At 66.5% G+C, this 17548-nt stretch carries 15 protein-coding genes; 12 read left to right on the forward strand and 3 right to left on the reverse strand.

Annotated elements, in window-relative coordinates; translation table 11 throughout:
• The first annotated feature begins 21 nt into the window (after positions 1 to 21).
• The 4 genes from hpt to BN3001_RS06075 are packed head-to-tail and all read left to right on the forward strand — an operon-like array spanning position 22 to position 5096.
• On the forward strand, positions 22 to 570 hold the full coding sequence (gene hpt, locus BN3001_RS06060) for a hypoxanthine phosphoribosyltransferase (RefSeq protein ID WP_058270872.1): 549 nt from the start codon (positions 22 to 24) through the stop codon (positions 568 to 570).
• 60 nt (positions 571 to 630) lie between these two features.
• Positions 631 to 2817, forward strand: coding sequence for an ATP-dependent zinc metalloprotease FtsH (ftsH, locus tag BN3001_RS06065; RefSeq protein WP_268872525.1), 2187 nt, complete (start codon positions 631 to 633; stop codon positions 2815 to 2817).
• Positions 2804 to 3997: a pyridoxal phosphate-dependent aminotransferase gene (locus tag BN3001_RS06070; protein ID WP_082630027.1), complete on the forward strand. Its 1194-nt coding sequence runs from the start codon at positions 2804 to 2806 to the stop codon at positions 3995 to 3997. The genes ftsH and BN3001_RS06070 overlap by 14 nt, the downstream gene beginning before the upstream one ends.
• The gene (locus BN3001_RS06075; RefSeq protein WP_235815065.1) at positions 3990 to 5096 is read left to right on the forward strand and encodes a phosphatase; all 1107 of its coding nucleotides are present in this window, start codon (positions 3990 to 3992) and stop codon (positions 5094 to 5096) included. Before BN3001_RS06070 ends, BN3001_RS06075 begins: the two co-directional genes overlap by 8 nt.
• A gap of 115 nt (positions 5097 to 5211) precedes the next feature.
• Here BN3001_RS06075 and BN3001_RS06080 read toward each other — a convergent pair whose 3' ends face one another.
• On the reverse strand, positions 5212 to 6015 hold the full coding sequence (locus tag BN3001_RS06080; protein WP_058270873.1) for an exodeoxyribonuclease III: 804 nt from the start codon (positions 6013 to 6015) through the stop codon (positions 5212 to 5214).
• A 536-nt stretch (positions 6016 to 6551) separates the two neighbouring features.
• Positions 6552 to 7598 carry a patatin-like phospholipase family protein gene (locus BN3001_RS06085; protein ID WP_058270874.1) on the reverse strand — a complete coding sequence of 349 codons (1047 nt, stop codon included), beginning with the start codon at positions 7596 to 7598 and terminating at the stop codon, positions 6552 to 6554.
• A 233-nt stretch (positions 7599 to 7831) separates the two neighbouring features.
• Between BN3001_RS06085 and BN3001_RS06090 the strand changes: the two genes are divergently transcribed.
• The 3 genes from BN3001_RS06090 (at position 7832) to BN3001_RS06100 (ending at position 10866) form a co-directional block, all read left to right on the forward strand.
• Positions 7832 to 8575: an NAD-dependent protein deacylase gene (locus tag BN3001_RS06090; RefSeq protein WP_058270875.1), complete on the forward strand. Its 744-nt coding sequence runs from the start codon at positions 7832 to 7834 to the stop codon at positions 8573 to 8575.
• Positions 8576 to 8797: 222 nt separating this feature from the next.
• Positions 8798 to 10249, forward strand: a complete 1452-nt coding sequence (folP, locus tag BN3001_RS06095) for a dihydropteroate synthase (protein ID WP_058271271.1) — start codon at positions 8798 to 8800, stop codon at positions 10247 to 10249.
• Positions 10250 to 10308: 59 nt separating this feature from the next.
• On the forward strand, positions 10309 to 10866 hold the full coding sequence (locus tag BN3001_RS06100; RefSeq protein WP_148362956.1) for a hypothetical protein: 558 nt from the start codon (positions 10309 to 10311) through the stop codon (positions 10864 to 10866).
• 116 nt (positions 10867 to 10982) lie between these two features.
• Here the strand turns inward: BN3001_RS06100 and BN3001_RS06105 are convergent, their stop codons facing one another.
• Positions 10983 to 11801 (reverse strand): type III pantothenate kinase, encoded by an 819-nt coding sequence (locus BN3001_RS06105; protein WP_058271272.1) that lies wholly within the window; start codon positions 11799 to 11801, stop codon positions 10983 to 10985.
• A 197-nt stretch (positions 11802 to 11998) separates the two neighbouring features.
• On the opposite strand from BN3001_RS06105, the gene rpmE reads away from it, so the two are divergent.
• The 5 genes from rpmE (at position 11999) to glmM (ending at position 17514) form a co-directional block, all read left to right on the forward strand.
• Positions 11999 to 12439 carry a 50S ribosomal protein L31 gene (gene rpmE, locus BN3001_RS06110; RefSeq protein ID WP_058270877.1) on the forward strand — a complete coding sequence of 147 codons (441 nt, stop codon included), beginning with the start codon at positions 11999 to 12001 and terminating at the stop codon, positions 12437 to 12439.
• A 480-nt stretch (positions 12440 to 12919) separates the two neighbouring features.
• The gene (locus tag BN3001_RS06115; protein ID WP_197407462.1) at positions 12920 to 14344 is read left to right on the forward strand and encodes an NAD(P)/FAD-dependent oxidoreductase; all 1425 of its coding nucleotides are present in this window, start codon (positions 12920 to 12922) and stop codon (positions 14342 to 14344) included.
• A 343-nt stretch (positions 14345 to 14687) separates the two neighbouring features.
• Positions 14688 to 15128, forward strand: a complete 441-nt coding sequence (gene rplM, locus BN3001_RS06125) for a 50S ribosomal protein L13 (RefSeq protein ID WP_058270880.1) — start codon at positions 14688 to 14690, stop codon at positions 15126 to 15128.
• 4 nt (positions 15129 to 15132) lie between these two features.
• Positions 15133 to 15528: a 30S ribosomal protein S9 gene (rpsI, locus tag BN3001_RS06130; RefSeq protein ID WP_058270881.1), complete on the forward strand. Its 396-nt coding sequence runs from the start codon at positions 15133 to 15135 to the stop codon at positions 15526 to 15528.
• A 642-nt stretch (positions 15529 to 16170) separates the two neighbouring features.
• A complete protein-coding gene (gene glmM / locus BN3001_RS06135; protein WP_058270882.1) occupies positions 16171 to 17514 on the forward strand; it encodes a phosphoglucosamine mutase in 1344 nt (447 codons plus the stop codon).
• Positions 17515 to 17548: the final 34 nt, after the last annotated feature.

The raw sequence follows: 17548 nt of genomic DNA on the forward strand, positions 1-17548 counted from the left end.
CTCATGAAGGGGGATCATGACATGGAGAGCCTGCATCCCGACGTGCAGAAGCTCCTTTTGAGCGAGGACGACATCAAGCGCATCGTCGAACGCCTGGGAGACGAGATATCGCGTGACTACGCGGGCAAGAACCCGCTGATCGTGGCCGTGCTGCGGGGCGCCTTCGTCTTCACGGCCGACCTCATCCGCTCCGTCACGGTGCCCTGCGCGGTGGACTTCATGGCCGTGAGCAGCTACGGTGACGGCATCAAGAGCTCGGGCGTGGTGCGCATCGTCAAGGACCTGGACACCAAGATCGAGGGGCGTCACGTGATCATCGCGGAGGACATTCTTGACTCCGGCCTCACGCTGAGCTACCTCATAGACCTTCTCAGGGCCCGCCATCCCGCCTCGGTCGAGGTCGCCACCTTCGCGGTGAAGGACATCGAGGGCAAGACCCCCGCCATCGAGCCGCGTTACGTGGGCACGCACGTTCCCAACGAGTTCATCGTGGGCTACGGCCTCGACTTTGCCGAGAGGTACCGCAACCTTCCCTACGTTGGCGTCCTCAAGCCCGAGGCGTACGCCTAAGATTCCGCCCCGAATCCGCCCCGTCCTGCGGGGGGCGCACGACAGCAAGGAGCACCGTCGGTGTCAGACACGAAGCGCGACAGCAAGTTCCAGCCGGGCGGCCGCGGCCGCAACGCAGACGGACCCTCCGGACCCCCTCGTCCGGGGTCCGGCGGCGGTCCCTCCGGCCCGGGGGGAAGGAAGATCCCTCTCTGGGGCATCATCCTGGGCATCGCCCTCTCCCTCTATCTGGTGTGGCCCGCGGGTCGGATGCTCATGGACCCCTCCGCCACCGCAGACGACCTTGCCACCAACGACTTCGTCGTCGCCGTCAAGGACGGGCGCGTGAGCGACGTCACGTACAAGACGGACGACGCCAGCCTGAGCGGCAGCTACTGGAAGAGTGCCGACGACAAGGGCGACAAGAGCAAGCTGTCTGGCTTTACGAGCACGTATGTGGGAAGCGACAGCCTTCAGGAGCTCATGGCGGAACACCCCGAAACCACCTTCAAGATTGTGGTCCCGGACGGGCTCTTGAAGATGGTCGTCGAGTCGCTCGTGCCGACGCTGCTCATCCTGGGAGCATTCATATATTTCATGCGCCAGACCCAGGCGCAGAACGGCAGGGCCATGAACTTTGGCCGCGCCAACAAGGCGCGCACCAACGAGCAGACCCGTCCCAAGGTCAAGTTTGACGACGTCGCGGGCGTGGACGAGGCCGTCGAGGAGCTCAAGGAGGTGCGTGACTTCCTCATGGACCCCGAGCGCTACCAGAGGATGGGCGCAAAGATCCCGCGCGGGGTGCTGCTCGTGGGTCCGCCGGGCACCGGCAAGACCCTGCTTGCCAAGGCGGTCGCCGGCGAGGCGAGCGTCCCGTTCTTCTCGATATCGGGCTCCGACTTCGTGGAGATGTTCGTGGGCGTGGGCGCCAGCCGTGTGCGCGACCTCTTCAAGCAGGCCAAGGAGTCGTCCCCGTCCATCATCTTCATCGACGAGATCGATGCCGTCGGGCGGCAGAGGGGCGCCGGCCTCGGCGGCGGCCACGACGAGCGCGAGCAGACGCTCAACCAGCTGCTGGTCGAGATGGACGGCTTTGACGAGAACTCGGCGGTCATCCTCATCGCGGCCACCAACCGTCCCGACATCCTTGACCCCGCGCTGCTGCGTCCCGGGCGCTTTGACCGGCAGGTCACCGTGGATCGGCCCGACGTCAAGGGGCGGCAGAAGATACTCACGGTCCACGCCAAGACCAAGCCGCTTGACGCGACGGTCAAGCTGGACCGCATCGCCAAGCTGACCCCGGGATTCACAGGCGCCGAGCTTGCCAACCTCATGAACGAGGCCGCGCTTCTCGCCGCCCGCCGTCGCCGAGACAAGATCTCCATGGCGGAGGTCGAGGAGGCCATGGAGCGCGTCATTGCCGGGCCCGAGAAGAAGGGCCGCGTGATGACCGAGGAGGAGCGCCGCGTCATCGCCTTTCACGAGAGCGGCCACGCCCTGGTTGGCCACATCCTCGAGAACAGCGACCCCGTGCACAAGATCTCGATCATCAGCCGCGGCCGTGCCCTGGGCTACACGTTGCAGCTGCCCGAGGAGGACCACTTCCTCGAGACCCGTGACGGCATGCTCGACCAGATAGCCGTCCTGCTGGGAGGACGGACCGCAGAGGAGCTCTTCTGCGACGACATCACCACGGGGGCCAGCAACGACCTGGAGCGCGCCACCAAGCTCGCTCGCGAGATGGTCACTCGCTACGGCATGAGCGAGGAGCTGGGCACCCAGGTGTTCGGCGAGGCGCAGCACGAGGTGTTCCTGGGTCGCGACTACGCCAACCATAACGACTATGCCGCCGAGACGGCAAAGCGCATTGACGACGAGGTGGAGCGCATCATGCGCGAGGCGCATGACCGTGCCCGCACCGTGCTCGAGGCGCGTCGCGACCAGATGCACACCATGGCGCAGGTCCTGCTCGCCCGCGAGACCGTCGACGGCGACGTCGTCGACGCGCTCCTCAACGACGACTGGGACGAGTACGTGCGTCAGCATCCCGAGGCGCGCGTAGAGGCCGACGCCCCGGCCGGCGCGACCTCGCCGGGCGACCTCGCCGAGGAGGCGGCGCTCGAGGCGTCGGCTCAGGCGTACGCCCAGCGCATGATGGGGGTCAAGGCGGACGAGCCGTCCGCGACGTCTCAGGGTCAGGATGAGGGGCAGGCGACGTCTGACGTCCCTGCCACGGCGAAGGGAGATGGGCGGGATGCCCATGAATAGTCAGAGCTACGAGCTGGGAGTCGCCACGTCGTCCATCCGCGAGATCGCCGCCTATGCCGCGGCGCGCAAGGCGCAGATAGGCCCCCAGAACGTGTTCGACTTCTCGCTGGGCAACCCCTCGGTGCCCGCGCCGCCCGAGGTCCGCGCGTCCATCGAGCGGTCATTGGCGCTGGATGCCACGGCGCTTCATGGCTATACGCCCGCCGCCGGTCTCCCAGAGGTCCGCAAGGCGGTCGCCGCGTCGCTCAACCGGCGCTTCATGACAAGCTATGACGCCGGCGACGTCTATCTGACCTGCGGGGCGGCCGCGTCGATCGCCATAGTCCTCAACGCCCTCGTGAGCCCGGGTGACGAGGTCATCGTCATCGCCCCGTACTTTCCGGAGTACCGCGTGTGGATCGAGGCCGCCGGTGCCCGCTGCGTGGAGGTCAGGGCCGACGAGCGCACGTTCCAGCTGGACGTCGATGCCGTGGCGCGCGCCGTCACCGAGCATACGCGGGCGGTGCTCATCAACTCGCCCAACAACCCCGTCGGCACGATCTATCCCCGCGAGGACCTGGAGCGCCTCGGTCGCGTGCTGGACGAGTGTGGCAGGGAGCTTGGCGGCCAGGTCCACCTGATCGCCGACGAGCCCTACCGCGAGATCAGCTATGGCGCCGAGGTGCCCTGGGTGCCCGACGCATATGGACGCACGGTCGTCTGCTACTCGTACTCAAAGAGCCTGAGCCTGGCAGGCGAGCGCATCGGTTGGGTCTTGGTCCCCAAGACCAATCCCGAGCACGACGAGCTGGTGCCCGCAGTGGCGGGGTCGGGCCGCAAGCTGGGATTTGTGTGCGCCCCGGCGCTGTTCCAGCGCGTGGTGGCGGACTGCGTGGACGTCCCCAGCGACGTGGCCGCCTACGCCAAGAACCGCGCCGCCCTCACGGAGGGCCTGTCTCAAGCCGGTTACACGTACGTCGAGCCGCAGGGCGCCTTCTACCTGTGGGTCAAGGCCCTGGAGCCTGACGCCAAGGCGTTCTTCCGGCAGGCGCGGGAGCTTGAGCTTCTGCCCGTGCCGTCCGACAGCTTCGGCTGTCCCGGCTGGGTGCGAGTGGGCTACTGCGTGAGCCATGACACCATTGTCAACTCGATTCCCGCCTGGGAGCGGCTGGCCCAGCGCTACGGGCGACGTCATGGATAGTACGCCCACCTGCGCAGACTGCCTGTTCATGCAGAGAAGGACGGGGCTTCTTCGGACGCGCCTTGCCTGCTTTGGGCCGCAGGGGCGCAGGGGGCAGGTCAAGCCGGGGGATCCTGCCTGCGAGGGCTTCGTCCTGACGCAGCGGGCAAGCTTCGGGCTTGGCGCCCTCAAGCGCGAGCCTGCCGGCGGCGGCGGGCATCCGACCAGGGCAGCCTCCCAGAGGCGGGCCGCACGGGCCACGGCCGGCCCGGGAGAGGGCCAGGAGTTGCGCATCGCCTGCGACGTCCACACCCACACGGTCTTCTCTCGCCATGCCTACGGCACCATCGAGGAGAACGTGCGCGCCGCGTCAGAGCGAGGTATGGAGCTGCTGGGGTCGACAGATCATTTTTCGCCCATGACCTCGACGCTCTTTGGCGCCGACGTCCGCCCCGACGACCTGGGAGGCGTCGTCTCCAGGGACTATCAGCACTACCTCAACTATGCCTGCTGGCCCAAGGAGTGGCACGGCGTGCGCGTCCTGCGTGGCTGCGAGGCGGACATCGTGGACCTTGAGGGGCGCCTCTTTGGCTGGGATGTGCCCGTGGCGCGACGCATCGACGGCAAGCGCCTGCGGCGGGCCGTCACGCTCAAGGAGCGCGTCTTTGACGCGTGCGACTACGCGATTGCCTCCGTCCACGATGACGACTTTGCGGAGGGAGCCACGCCCGCCCAGGTCACGGCCATGTACGTCAGGGCTCTGGAGGACCCCAAGGTCCTCATCCTGGGGCACGTGGGCAGGTCGGGCCTTGACTTTGACCTCGACGCCGTGCTCACGGCCGCCCACGACCTGGGCAAGATGGTCGAGATAAACGAGAGCACCTTTCGGCAGCGCCCGGAGACGACGCCGCGCTGCCGGGCGATTGCCCAGCGTGCGGCCGAGCTGGGCTGTCTGCTCTCGACGGGCACGGACGCTCACATAAGCCCCCTCATAGGGCGGCTGGACAAGACGCGCGCCCTCTTGGAGGACGTGGGCTTTCCCCAGGAGCTCCTGGCGACGACGGACGCCGCCAGCTTTCTGGGAGCCCTACGCCGCGCCCTGCCCGAAAGCTCCGCCTGACGCCCGCCGACGCCTGGGTCCGGCCTGACGCCTGCCGACGGCTCCTGATGTCCCCTGGCACCTCCTGGCGCGCGGGAACCTCCGGCGTCGGGAGGCTCGCGTCATCGAGCTAGCCTCACAGCCTGATGCGCAGCGACACGGGGCAGTGGTCGCTGCCAAAGACGTCGTCCAGGATGGAGGCGCCCTCAATGCGCCCCGCCGCGTCGTCGCTCACCAAGAAATAGTCGATGCGCCAGCCCACGTTGCGCTCGCGGGCGCGCATGCGGTAGCTCCACCAGCTGTAGGCGTCCGTGCGGTCGGGGTAGAGCATACGGAAGCTGTCCGTGAAGCCGGCGTCCAGGAGCCTGCCAAAGCTACCGCGCTCCTCGTCCGAGAAGCCGGCGTTCTGATGGTTGGTGTCGGGGTTTTTCAGGTCGATCTCCTCATGGGCAACGTTAAAGTCCCCGCAGGTGACCACGGGCTTCTGCTGGGCGAGCCCCACCAAGAAGTCGCGATAGCGCTCGTCCCACACCATGCGCTCGTCCAGGCGGGCGAGGCCGTTCTTTGAGTTGGGGGTGTAGACGTTGACGAACCAGTAGCTGGCGAACTCCAGGGCGCACACGCGACCCTCGTCGTCTGCCACCGGAGACCCGATCTGGCGGATGACCTGGAGGGGCTCCTCCTTGCTGAAGACGGCCGTGCCCGAGTAGCCCTTGCGTTCGGCGTAGTTCCAGGTCTGGTAGTAGCCGGGGATGTCGAAGTCCACCTGGCCCTCCTGGAGCTTGGTCTCCTGGATGGCAAAGACGTCGGCATCGCAGGACGAGAAGACGTCGGCAAAGCTCGGCTCCTTCTTGATGACGGCACGCAGGCCATTGACGTTCCAGGAAACGAGAGTCCTGGCGGGAGTATCTGCAGTTGCAGTGACGCTATCGAGAGGCACGTGGTTCTCCTTTGCTTGTGTTGGCGGCACGGTTGAGCGGTGGCGTGATGGCGTGTTGGCGCGGTGGCGTGATGGCGTGTTGGCGCGGTGGAGCGGTGGCGGCGCACATGGCTAGGGTACCCCAGCGAACGAGCCAGCATGACGATGGGTATTCGCAGCCGTCTTTGCCCTCCCCAGACGCTCATCTTGCGAATCGACACAAAATCCGGTCGATTTTGCGCGAAAAGTGAGCAAAAAGGCAAGACGAGAGTCACTGCGGGCGCTCGCTGCAGCGTGACGGCGAACGTCGGGACCGTCAGTACCCTTCCGGTCCGCTCATCTTGCGAATCGACACAGAATCCGGTCGATTTTGCGCGAGAAGTGAGCGAAAAGGCAAGATGAGCGCATGTGGTGCGCCGCTCGCCACGACCGCCGCTCGCCACGATCGCCATGCGCCACGCCGCTCGCCACGACCGCCATGCGCCATGAGCCACGCGTCACGCCGCGCGCGTCACGACCGCAACGCGTCACGCATGCCGCTGACTTCGGCAACGTTGCTAGCTGGGACGAATGGTGATGTAGCCGTCGTCGCCGTCCGCGTCCCGAATGCGCTGACGCATGAGCTCGGGGTCGGGTTGCGGGCCCCCGTCCTCGGACCCAAACAAAAAGCGGCGCCAGCGCGGCAGGTCGCGCAGGGCCTGATGACGCCCCTGGTCATAGGCGTCGCGCAGGAGCGCGGGGTCGAGCGTCTCGCTCTCCACGGGCATGACGTCGGGATACGCTATGAGGCAGCGTCCCTCCTCGGCGAGGCGCTCTGCGCGGTCCAGCTCCTCGTTGTAGCGTTCCCAGCGCGTGAGCAGCGCGTTTCTCAGATACGGGTAGTCACGCGAGACGAGTTCGTATGCCTTGCGCTCGCGCGCGGTGGGCGGCTGCTCGCGATAACCCTTGGGGCGCGTCGTCACAAGGAAAAAGCGCCCAAAGCCCTCCTCCTCCGCCAGATGGAGCGAGATGCCCGCGCCCTTGCCCAGCCCACCGTCGAGCAGGGCGGCATCTCCTACGGCAGGAGACCTCATGGCGCCAGGACGGGTGGAGCCGACACGTATGAGGTCGAGCAGCGCCTGGGCGTTGGGCATGTCTTTCTTGCCAAAGGTGAGAGTCCTTCCCGTGTCGCGCTCAAAGGCCTGAATGCGCACGTCGGCAGGGTTGTTCGTAAAGGCGTCCCAATCAAAGGGAAGGCCGTCGTCCTCCATGAAGCCCTCAAAAGGCGAGTCGGCGGCAAAGGGGCTGACGGCCAAGGGACTGGCAATAAAGGGGCTGGCGGCAAAGGGGCCCGACCCGTGCAGCAGGGAGGGCAGAGCGCCCAGCGGCAAGCCTGCGGACCTAACGTCAACAAAGGTGGAGCGTGTGCGCCTCAGATCGCGCGAAACATAGTTGACGGCATGGCTCGCCCCCGCGGCAACACCGCATACGAGGGGAAAGCGTATCTCGTGCTCGAGAAGGACGCGGACAAAGCCCGCCGTGTAGGCTCCGCGACGCCCGCCTCCCTCAAAGACGAGGGCGCAGCCAGAGACGTTGGGCGTAGGCGATGGCGTTGTCCTTTCCATGACGGGCCTCCTCTGGACGGGAATATGTTCGCCTTGTACCCAATTGCATCAGGCCGCCGACCCGGCAAGGCTCATGCGCGACGATGCTCCACAAGCGCTACGATGGGAGCCAACGCAACGCCGTCGCGGTGCCATGGCGCAACGGCGCGGTGGCGGCGCGGTGCCACCGCGACACGACGCCGTGGCTCGGACGACTCACGAGCAGAGCAGGCCACGGGGAGAGGGGCGGACCTATGGGCAGGACCATCACCGACGCGGCGGAGGCGGCCCAGGAGCTACGCCGCAGGATCGACGTCGCCGGCTCCGTCGTGTTCTTTGGTGGGGCGGGCGTCTCGACGGCCAGCGGCATCCCTGACTTCCGTAGCCCCAGCGGCCTCTATCACCAGCACTTCTCCAGCGACTATGCGCCCGAGGAGCTTTTGAGCCACCATTTTTACGTGGCGCACACCAAGGAGTTCTTTGACTTTTACCGCACGATGATGTGCGCGCCCGAGGCTCGGCCCAACCAGGCGCACCTCAAGCTTGCGCAGCTGGAGGCCGAGGGCAAGCTCACGGCCGTCATCACGCAGAACATCGACGGCCTCCACCAGGCCGCCGGCTCCAAAAACGTCATCGAGCTGCACGGCTCGACGCACCGCAATCGCTGCCGGCGCTGCGGGGCGCTGTACTCGCAGGAGTGGGTGCTCGCAACTGAGGGCGTGCCTCACTGCGAGAGCTGCGGCGGCGTGGTGAAGCCCGATGTCGTGCTGTATGAGGAGGCGCTCGACGAGGGCGCCATCTATGCCGCCGTGCGCGCCATCGCGAGCTGCGACATGCTCATCATTGGCGGGACGTCGCTCGTGGTGTATCCGGCGGCGGGTCTCGTCAACGAGTTCAGAGGCAATGACCTCGTCATCTGCAACAAGGGCACGACGCCTCAGGACGCCCGCGCCGACCTCGTCTGCGACTGCGACATAGCCCAGGCCTTTGCGTGGTAGAAAGGCCGAGAGGGGCGACGCCCGCCCCTTGGCGGCGCCTCTCGCGGTTCCATCGTCGTGGGAGGGCGTCCGCACGCCGTAGGATGGTCGTGTGGGGTGTGCCCCGGCTTGCGGGTCACACCCAAGCAGGTACAATCTACAGGAACCATGCGCGTTCCGACCCGCCTCGGCTCCATGGGCATGCGGGGCGCGCGCAGCCGTTTTCCGGGAGGTCTGGCACCCATGCTTCGAGAGGACTACGCTACCTGGCGCTGTGGCCGGCACGAGCTGTCACTGACGCGCCCCCGCGTCATGGGCGTCCTCAACGTCACGCCCGACTCCTTCTCGGACGGCGGGCAGGACGCTGACGCGAGGGCTGCCATAGACCGGGCACTTCAGATGCTCGACGAGGGCGCCGACATCATCGACGTGGGAGGCGAGTCCACCCGCCCGGGTCACACGCCCGTGGACCCCGAGGAGGAGGGCAATCGCATCGTCCCCGTGGTCAGGGGCATCCTTGCGGCGGCGCCCTCGGCGATCGTCTCCATTGACACCCGCCACGCCGCCGTCGCAAAGATCGCCGTGCGCCTGGGCGCCTCCATCGTCAACGACGTCTCGGGCTTCACGGACCCCGCAATGGTGGAGGTTGCCGCCGAGTCGCGCTGCGGCTGCATCGTCATGCACTGGAACAGGCTCAGTGGCGTGAGCACGCGCCGCTCCGTCACGCTTGACTCACCGCGCCTGCGCTCGCGCCGGCCGGCCCAGCCGCGCGTGGTTCCCACGAGCACCCGTCGCTTCACGCTGCCCGAGGAAGCGCCCATCATGCGCGAGATCATGGGCTTTCTGGGCGATCAGGCCCGCACGCTCATGCGAGCGGGCGTGAGCCACGACCGCATCTGCATCGATCCCGGGCCCGGGTTTGACAAGACGGCCGACGAGGACGTTGTCGTGCAGCGAGCCACGCACAAGCTCGTCTCCATGGGCTATCCCGTGGTCACGGCCGTCTCGCGCAAGCGCTTCGTGGGGGCCGTGTCGGGTGTGGCGGATGCCGCCCGGCGTGATGCCGCCACCATTGGCATGGTCCTCTCGGCCATCGAGGCGGGTTCGCGCATCGTGCGCGTTCACGACGTCGCCTCCACGACCCAGGCCGTCAACGGCTACTGGTCGGTTGCCAAGCCCGACGCGCGCCAGGGCTTCGTGTCCCTGGGGTCAAACGTGGGCGACCGCGTTGACAATCTCACGCGCGCGGTCAAGCTCATCAACAAGATTCCGCTCACCCGCGTCGTCCTGGTGAGCCGTGCGTACGAGACCGAGCCCGCCTATGGCATCGACACTCCCGTGGCCAACGCCGTGGCCGAGATTCGCACCGAGCTTCATCCCCTCGTGCTCCTTGATGCCCTGATGGGCGTCGAGGAGAAGCTCCAGCGCGTCCGCGACCCCCGTCAGGCGGGGCATGGCCCGCGCACCATCGACTGCGACCTCGCGTTCGTCGAGGGCGAGCGGCATGCCGGGCTCAAGCTCACGCTTCCCCATCCGCACCTGGGCGAGAGGGACTACGTCTTGGTGCCCATGGAGGACCTCATGCACGACCCCGTGCGCTTTCTCATGCATGCCGGCGTGCCTGTCTTCGCGCCGGAGGAGCGGGTGGGGCACGTCCTTTCCGAGCTGGGGGAGCTCGACTGGCAGGAGGCATGATGCCGCCGTCCACGCCGGCGGCGCGGCCGTCGAACCCAACGCCGCCTCCGACGTCCCCAGTGTCCCCAACTGCAGGCGCACCGGAGCTGTGCTGGTCTCTGACGTTGCATCCCAAGCTTCCCCTGCATTACGTGCATGGCGTTCCCTGGTGCGTCGCCCTCGGCGTCGTCGACTGCCTGCGCGACGCCGGTTTTGATCGGGCGGGCGTCTTTTGGCCCCACGACATCGACCGTGGCGACGGCGTGCTCCTAGCGATGGCCGCCTCCGGCGGCGCGGACGAGGAGGGCATGTACGTGACGCTGCGGGTGCAGGGCGAGGCGTCGGGCATGGACGTCGGTGCCCTGGATGCCGCCGTGCGTCGTCGCGTGGACGCCTGGGAGCGCGACGTCAGCGAGGGGCGCTGCGTGGCGGGGCCCCTCGCCTCGTTCTTGCCCGAGCTCTTTGATCGCATGATGCTCATGGGGGCAGACGTTGACGTGCTCTACCCCAACGGAAGGGCGTTTGACCGGGGTGCCCTTGTCGGCCTGGACGTTTGGGGTCGGGCCACCGTCAGGCGCGCCGACGGCTCGGAGCTGCAGATCGCGCCTGAGCAGGCGCGCCTTCGCAGGGCTCGTTAGGATCGCCCACGACCGCCGCCCGACGACGCGCCGCGCGCTGGCGCCTGCGGAGCGGCGTCTACCATCATCTGCGGCGCGGCGCCTACCGTCATCTGAGACGCGACACCCTTCGCTACCTAGCGGTCGCGCTGCGACGCCCGACGCTTCTGGTTGCGGTGCGCCCAGATGCGATAGATGCCCCGCACGGTGAGGTCGCAGTCGATGGCGTCAAACATGTCCGTGACGCCGGAAATCTCGTGAGCGAGTCCGCCCGTGCCCACGACGGTCACCTTGCCAAGCTGAGAATCCTCCGCCCTCAGCTCGTCGATGATGCGCCTGACCAGACCCTCGGCCTGGGCGGCGGCGCCAATCACGAGGCCCGACTGCACGGCCGTCTCGGTGCTGTCGCCCAGGGCGTGCGCCGGCGCCACCATGTTGACGCTTGAGAGCCGCGCCGCCTGGGAAAAGAGCGCGCTCGCCGAGAGCAGCAGGCCCGGCATGATGGCACCGCCCCTGAACGCGCCCTTGCGGTCCACAACGTCTATGTTGGTGGCCGTGCCAAAGTCCACCACGATGACCGGCGCCCCGTAGCTGTCGCGCGCGGCGACGGCGTTGGCGATGCGATCGGCGCCCACCTGGCGGCGGTCGGGCATGTCGATGGCGATGCCGCAGTCGCGCGTGGCGTCAACGACCAGGACGTCCTCCTGCTTGAGGATGTGGCCCAGCATGTACTGCCACTCGCGGGTCAGGATGGGCACGACGCTCGCCAGCGCCACGTGGGTGACGTCGCCCAGGCGCAGGCCAAGCATCAGGAAGTAGCCAAAGAGCCGCTCATGCAGCTCGTCCGCCGTGTCCGTCTTGTCGGACGCCATGCGCCACTGGCGACGACAGGAGCCCGCCTCGTCAAAGAGGCCGAGGGTGGTCTGGGTGTTGCCAATATCGACGGTCAGAAGCACGGAAGGTCTCCAAGTCTGGGAGGGCGCGCCATGCGCGCCGGATGCCTGCATGGTCTCTCCATAGTATGCAAGATTGCGCAGGCGATGGGGAAGAAGTGCGGACAATCTGCTACACTGCTTAGGCTCACTGTCTCGCATGCTGTCGAGACACCCCCTTGCCTGGTCGGAAACCAGGCCAATCAAAGGAGTGCCAGAACATGAAGCAAGGAATCCATCCCAAGTACATGGAGTGCACCGTTCGCTGCACCTGCGGCAACACCTGGGTCACCCGCGCCACCAAGAGCGAGATGACCGTTGACCTCTGCGACAAGTGCCACCCGTTCTATACCGGCCAGCAGAAGCTCGTCGATACCGGCGGGCGCGTCCAGCGCTTCTCCAGCAAGTTTGGCGGTGCAGCTGCCGCCCAGCTCAAGAAGGCCGAGGAGGCCAAGGCCGCCAAGGCCGCAAAGGCCGCCGAGGAGGCTGCTGCCAAGAAGGCCGCCAAGGAGGCCAAGGCCGCCGAGAAGGCCAAGCGCGCCGCTGAGTTCGCGAAGAAGGCCGAGGCCGAGGCCCAGGCGCAGACTGCCGCCGAGACCGTCGAGGCCGCGCAGGCTTCTGCGGATGTCGCGCCGGCTTCCGCCGAGGAGGCTGCCGAGTAGGCGGCTGGCTAGGGCCCCTCTCGCCAACTCACGTCAAGGCACGAACACGAGGCGCTCGCTGAGACGGGCGCCTCGTTTTTTGCTTGAATGTCGCGTCGGACCGAAGCGTGGGGTATCTCGCGATGGGGCGCCCGCGCCGAAGCGTCGCACGATAAGGCACCTCGCAGCGCTAATCTTGCTTTTTGACTCAGAATCCGGCCTCTTTCGGGCAAAAAGTGAGTCAAACGACAAGATGAGCGAGAGGGACGCGAGCATGGCCACTGTTCGGGAGCCAGAGTCCCAAGCCAGAGTCCCGAGCCAGAGTCCCGAGGTAAAGCCTCGGGCCAGGGCCCCGTGGCAAGCCGAGACAGCGTCTGGCCAGGCGTGCATCGCAAGCAGCCGTTTTTTGGTCTATGCTCATCTCAGCGCTCAGCAACGTCTTTTGGCGAGCTCTGGATGCGGCGACGTCTGAGCAGGGAAAGACTGAGCAAGGGAGAGACCATGGCGACAGCTTCAGAGACGATGCCCACCTTGGCGGACGTCTTGATCATAGGGGCGGGGCCGGCGGGCATCTTCTGCGCCCTCGGCCTGGTGCGCGGCGGCTTTTCCGGCTCCATCGTCATGGCGGAGAAGGGGCTTCCGGTCGAGCGGCGCAGCTGCCCCAAGAAGAAGGTCGGGCGCTGCGTCGGGTGCTCGCCCTGCCGCATCACGACGGGCTTTTCGGGCGCCGGGGCCTTCTCGGACGGCAAGCTCTCGCTGAGCCACGAGGTGGGCGGTAACCTGCCGCAGCTCATCGGGCCCTCTTGCGCTCAGGCCACCATCGATCGTGTTGACCAGATGTACCTGGACTTTGGGGCGGACCCCCATGTTGAGGGCCTGGGGCATCGAGCCGAGGTGGCGCAGATTCGCCGTCGTGCCATCAAGGCGGGGCTCAAGCTCGTTGACTGCCCCATTCGCCATCTGGGCACGGAGAAGGCCCAAGAGATCTACCTGCGCATTGAGCGGGCGCTGCTTGACGCCGGCGTGCGCATGCTCTTTCAGACGGAGTGCACGGAGGTGTGCGTGGAGGACGGTCGTTGCGTGGGCGCCGTCCTCAAGGGGCCTGACGGGCAGGAGCAACGCGTCGCCGCCGGCAGGACCATCGTCGCCACGGGACGTCGCGGTGCCAGCTGGTTTGACGACATGTGCGAGAGGCACGGCATCGACCACTCGTCCGGTCCCGTTGACCTGGGCGTGCGCGTGGAGGTGCGCAACGAGATCATGCAGGAGGTCAACGACGTCCTCTACGAGAGCAAGCTCGTGGGCTATCCGGGGCCCTTCCGCAACAAGGTCCGCACCTTCTGCCAGAATCCCGGGGGCTTCGTGAGCCAGGAGAACTACGACGGCAGCCTTGCGGTGGTCAACGGCCACAGCTACAAGGAGCGCAAGAGTCCCAACACCAACCTGGCGGTGCTCGTCTCGTTCAACTTCCGCGAGCCCTTTGACCAGCCCATCTCGTATGCGCAGCACGTGGGGCGCCTCTGCAACATGCTGGGCGCGGGGCATATCCTGGTGCAGCGCTTTGGCGACATCATGGACGGCAAGCGCACCTGGCCCAAGGAGCTGGGCCGCTCAAACGTGGTCCCGACCCTGACGGACGCCGAGGCCGGCGACATCACGGCCGCCATGCCCCACAGGGCCATGGTCGAGATCGTGGCGTTCATGAAGGCGGTCGATCAGGTGGTGCCCGGCTTTGCCGCTGACGAGACCCTTCTCTACGCCCCGGAGCTCAAGTTTTATAGCAACCGCGTGGGCATGGACGAGCGCTTTGACACCAACGTCAAGGACCTGCACTGCCTGGGCGACTCCAGCGGCTGGACGCGCGGCCTCATGATGGCGAGCGTCATGGGGCTTCTCATGGGCGAGAGGATCATGGCGGAGGCGTAGAGGCTGAGGCATGGCGAGGTCGTCGGGTCTCTTGAGGGCGTCTCGACAAAGGGGCGCCGTGACGGCTTGTGCAATTGCCGGCCTGGTGAGGGCGTCCAAGTGGTTGTTCGTGGCCGTCGGTCTGCCCCCGCGCATCTTGCGTGATGACCTCCCGCGCGCAGGCCTCCTCGCGCGCCTCTCGTGCAGACCTTTTGAAAACGAGGCTTTTTTGGTGCGTTTCTCCCAACGTCAGCTGAGTGCTGTATACTTCTAGGGCTTTTCCACTGAGCCCCGTAACCTCACAGAAAAGCATGCGACGGCTTGTCCAGAGGTCGCCGATAGTCAGGTTCGTAGGAGGAGTCACGTGAACAAATCGACTCAGTACGCCAAGAAGGGCGAGGTCGAGCGCCGCTGGGTGCTCATCGACGCCGATGGCGCCACGCTCGGTCGTCTTGCGACCAAGGCCGCCACGATTCTTCGAGGCAAGAACAAGCCCCAGTACACCCCCAACGCGGACACCGGTGACTTCGTGGTCGTCATCAATGCCGACAAGGTCAAGCTGACCGGCATGAAGGCGGAGCACAAGAGCTACTGGCGCTATTCCGGCTGGCTGGGCGGCCTCAAGATTGAGTCCTTCAAGGAGGCCATGGCCAAGCATCCCGAGCGCGTCATCGAGCACGCTGTCAAGGGCATGCTGCCCAAGACCACGCTTGGCCGTCAGCAGGGCATGAAGCTCAAGGTCTATGCTGGGCCCGAGCATCCGCATGCCGCGCAGAACCCCGTCAAGATCGATCTGGAGGCGTAACTCGATGGCTGACAACACCGCTGTTTACACCGGCACCGGTCGCCGCAAGGAGTCCAGGGCGCGCGTTCGCCTGGTTCCCGGCACCGGCAAGGTTACCATTAACGGTCGCGACGCTGCCCAGTACTTTGGCCGTCAGCAGCTCGTTGACAACGCGCTCGTCCCCTTTAAGGTCACTGACACCGTTGACCAGTTCGACGTCCTCGCAAACTGCGACGGCGGTGGCATCAACGGCCAGTCCGGCGCCCTGCGCCTGGGCATTGCCCGCGCCCTTCTCGAGGCCGGCGAGTATCGCGCCGACCTTAAGAAGGCAGGGCTCCTCACCCGCGATGCCCGCGCAGTCGAGCGTAAGAAGTACGGCCTGAAGAAGGCTCGCAAGCGTCCGCAGTTCTCCAAGCGCTAAGGCCTCCGGCGCGACCCGCGCCTTTACGCGCCTTCAGCCCATTTTGCACGTTCGGGACCCGCCTCGGCGGGTCCTTTTTTGCGCGATGCTCGGGGGTTCCGTTCAAAGCGTACGTCTGGACGGGCCTGAATAATCGAATCCTGGGCAAACGTAAAAGGTAGCCTTCGCGACGCGCGCGTTAGCCGGGGGGTGCCGGGCATCCGTCCGCATGCGCCGGGCTGCCCGTAGCCAAAACACGACGCTTGTGTCAAAATCGCGGGCTTTGGGCTGGGATTCTGACACAAATGTCGTGTTTTGGCTAAGCCCCGCGGCCCAGCCAGGCGTCGCGGACCGGCCAAGCCCAGCAGCCCAGCAAGACGTCACGGCCCAGCCAGGCGTCACGGCCCAGCTAAGCCCAGCGGCCCGGCCAGGCGTCACGGACCAGCCAAGCCCCGCGGCTCGGCCAGCCGCCGCGGCCCGGCCAGCCGCCGTGCCCCGGCCACGGACGTAAATCCATCCGCGCCCGCTCAATTGTGAAGATACCCGCGCCCCGGCATGGAGCGCCGCTGTGCGCCGCCGGCCCATGGGAGTCTGCTGCTAGAATGAAGCGCGTCCGTATCCATCGCAGTTCATTCGCAGCAGGTGACACGGGAGGACGCATCCATGAGGTACTTTGGCACAGACGGGTTTCGCGGCAGGGCGAACGAGGGCCTCAACGTTGACCATGCCTATAAGATCGGTCGCTTCGTGGGCTGGTACTACGGCGCTCGCCTGAACAAGAAGGCTCGTGTCGTCATCGGCAAGGACACCCGCCGTTCCAGCTACATGTTTGAGTCGGCCCTGGTCGCGGGTCTCGTCGCCTCGGGCGCCGACGCCTACATGCTGCACGTCATCCCCACGCCCGGCGTCTCCTACGAAACGGTGGACGGCCAGTTTGACTGCGGCATCATGATCACGGCCAGCCATAACCCCTACACGGACAACGGCATCAAGCTGGTCGGCGGCGAGGGATACAAGATGGACGAGTCCGTCCTCGCGCAGATCGAGGACTACATCGACGGCAAGGTGGAGGTGCCTCTCGCCACGGCGGACGCCATCGGCTGCACGGTGGATTACATGCAGGGGCGCAACCGTTACATCGCACACCTCATCGCAAGCGCCAACTTCTCCCTCCAGGGCGTCAAGGTGGGGCTCGACTGCGCCAACGGCGCGGCGTCGTCTGTTGCCAAGCCCGTGTTTGACGCGCTGGGTGCCGACGTCCGCGTCATCAACAACGCGCCCAACGGCTTCAACATCAACGTGGACTGCGGGTCCACCCACATCGAGCGCCTGCAGCGCCACGTCCTCGAGCAGGGTCTTGACGTGGGCTTTGCCTATGACGGCGACGCCGATCGCTGTCTGGCGGTGGACGAGAGGGGCCGCGTCGTCGATGGCGACCTCATCCTGTACGTCTGCGGCAAGTACCTGCACAAGCACGGCCGTCTGGCGGCAGGCATGGTCGTCCCCACAATCATGAGCAACTACGGCCTCCTCAAGGCCTTTGACCAGGCGAGCCTCTCGTACACCACCACCGACGTGGGCGACAAGAACGTCTATGCCTGCATGCGCGAGAACGGCTACTCGCTGGGCGGCGAGCAGTCCGGTCACGTCATCTTTGGTGACATCGAGCGCACGGGCGACGGCATCATGACCAGCCTTCGCATCATGGAGGTCATCCGGGCGGAGCGCGAGACCCTCAGCCAGCTCGTGGCGCCGGTCAAGCTCTATCCGCAGCAGCTCGTGAACGTCCGAGTTGCCGACAAGGTCGCCGCCATGGAGGCCGCGGAGGTCAAGGCGGCCGTCGAGCGCGCGGAGGGCTTCCTGGCGGGCAACGGGCGCGTCCTCGTGCGCGCGAGCGGCACGGAGCCTTTGGTCCGCGTGCTGGCGGAGGCGCCGACGGACGACCTGTGCGCCGAGGCCAACGCGATCGTCCTGCGCGCGCTCCAGCCGTTTGCGACGCAGGAATAGCATTTGGGAAACGTGGTGTGACGACGGCCCCCGC

The organism is Olsenella massiliensis, assembly GCF_001457795.1.
Lineage (GTDB): Bacteria > Actinomycetota > Coriobacteriia > Coriobacteriales > Atopobiaceae > Olsenella_F > Olsenella_F massiliensis.

What these genes read in the sequence shown, in the direction of transcription:
- glmM (WP_058270882.1), top strand. Translation starts at nt 16,171, where the DNA reads ATGAGGTACTTTGGCACAGACGGGTTTCGCGGCAGGGCGAACGAGGGC.
- BN3001_RS06075 (WP_235815065.1), top strand. Translation starts at nt 3,990, where the DNA reads ATGGATAGTACGCCCACCTGCGCAGACTGCCTGTTCATGCAGAGAAGG.
- rpmE (WP_058270877.1), top strand. Translation starts at nt 11,999, where the DNA reads ATGAAGCAAGGAATCCATCCCAAGTACATGGAGTGCACCGTTCGCTGC.
- BN3001_RS06090 (WP_058270875.1), top strand. Translation starts at nt 7,832, where the DNA reads ATGGGCAGGACCATCACCGACGCGGCGGAGGCGGCCCAGGAGCTACGC.
- BN3001_RS06085 (WP_058270874.1), bottom strand. Translation starts at nt 7,598, where the DNA reads ATGGAAAGGACAACGCCATCGCCTACGCCCAACGTCTCTGGCTGCGCC.
- hpt (WP_058270872.1), top strand. Translation starts at nt 22, where the DNA reads ATGGAGAGCCTGCATCCCGACGTGCAGAAGCTCCTTTTGAGCGAGGAC.
- folP (WP_058271271.1), top strand. Translation starts at nt 8,798, where the DNA reads ATGCTTCGAGAGGACTACGCTACCTGGCGCTGTGGCCGGCACGAGCTG.
- BN3001_RS06115 (WP_197407462.1), top strand. Translation starts at nt 12,920, where the DNA reads ATGGCGACAGCTTCAGAGACGATGCCCACCTTGGCGGACGTCTTGATC.
- BN3001_RS06070 (WP_082630027.1), top strand. Translation starts at nt 2,804, where the DNA reads ATGCCCATGAATAGTCAGAGCTACGAGCTGGGAGTCGCCACGTCGTCC.
- rpsI (WP_058270881.1), top strand. Translation starts at nt 15,133, where the DNA reads ATGGCTGACAACACCGCTGTTTACACCGGCACCGGTCGCCGCAAGGAG.